Origin of the sequence: Prescottella equi, from assembly GCF_002094305.1 — a bacterium.
GTDB lineage: Bacteria > Actinomycetota > Actinomycetes > Mycobacteriales > Mycobacteriaceae > Prescottella > Prescottella equi.
On sequence record NZ_LWTX01000026.1, the window covers coordinates 1 to 1,300 of the forward strand.

At 67.2% G+C, this 1,300-nt stretch carries 1 pseudogene; it reads left to right on the forward strand.

Annotated elements, in window-relative coordinates:
* Nucleotides 1-31: 31 nt before the first annotated feature.
* A pseudogene (locus A6I89_RS24225) lies at nucleotides 32-1,300 on the forward strand (hypothetical protein); the annotation flags it as partial.

Here is a 1,300-nt window from a genome sequence, read left to right on the forward strand (position 1 = left end):
GCTGGGGAGTTTGGCGCTTCCGTTCGGGAGTTTGGCTCTGCCGGTTGTCGGTAGTGCGGCGGCGCTCGGGTCCACGGGGGATGCGGGGAGCGCCGGTGGTGCCGACGTGGGGAGTGCGGACCTCGGTGGTCTGGTGGATCTCGGGAGCCTGGCGGATCTCGGTTCGGGTAGCGAGGGGGGCATCGATTCCGGTAGCGGCGACACCGGTAGTGGCGAGTTGATTTCGGGTAGTGGCGATCTGGATCTGGGCAGCCTCGCGGACCTCGCGCTGGGGAGCTTGGATTCGGGTAGTGCGGACGCGGGGAGTGCTGCGGAGTTGGATCCGGGCAGCTTGGGTGAGGCTGTACTGGGGAGTTTGGCGCTTCCGTTCGGGAGTTTGGCTCTGCCGGTTGTCGGTAGTGCGGCGGCGCTCGGGTCCACGGGGGATGCGGGGAGCGCCGGTGGTGCCGACGTGGGGAGTGCGGACCTCGGTGGTCTGGTGGATCTCGGGAGCCTGGCGGATCTCGGTTCGGGTAGCGAGGGGGGCATCGATTCCGGTAGCGGCGACACCGGTAGTGGCGAGTTGATTTCGGGTAGTGGCGATCTGGATCTGGGCAGCCTCGCGGACCTCGCGCTGGGGAGCTTGGATTCGGGTAGTGCGGACGCGGGGAGTGCTGCGGAGTTGGATCCGGGCAGCTTGGGTGAGGCTGTACTGGGGAGTTTGGCGCTTCCGTTCGGGAGTTTGGCTCTGCCGGTTGTCGGTAGTGCGGCGGCGCTCGGGTCCACGGGGGATGCGGGCAGCGCCGGTGGTGCCGGTGTGGGGAGTGCGGACCTTGGTGGTGTGGTGGATCTGGGTAGCCTGGCTGACCTGGGTTCGGGCAGTGATTCCGGTAGCGACACCGGCGGCCTGGAGACCGGTAGTGGTGAGTTGAGCTCCGGCAGTGGTGATCTCGATCTGGGTAGCTTGGGTGAGCTTGCGCTGGGAAGCCTGGGTGTCGATCTGGGTAGCCTGGCTGATCTGGGTTCGGGCAGTGATTCCGGTAGCGACACCGGCAGCCTGGAGACCGGTAGTGGTGAGTTGAGCTCCGGCAGTGGCGATCTGGACCTGGGTAGCTTGGGTGAGGCTGTGCTGGGGAGTTTGGCGCTTCCGTTCGGGAGTTTGGCTCTGCCGGTTGTCGGTAGTGCGGCGGCGCTCGGGTCCACGGGGGATGCGGGCAGCGCCGGTGGTGCCGGTGTGGGGAGTGCGGACCTTGGTGGTGTGGTGGATCTGGGTAGCCTGGCTGACCTGGGTTCGGGCAGTGATTCCGGTAGCGACACCGGC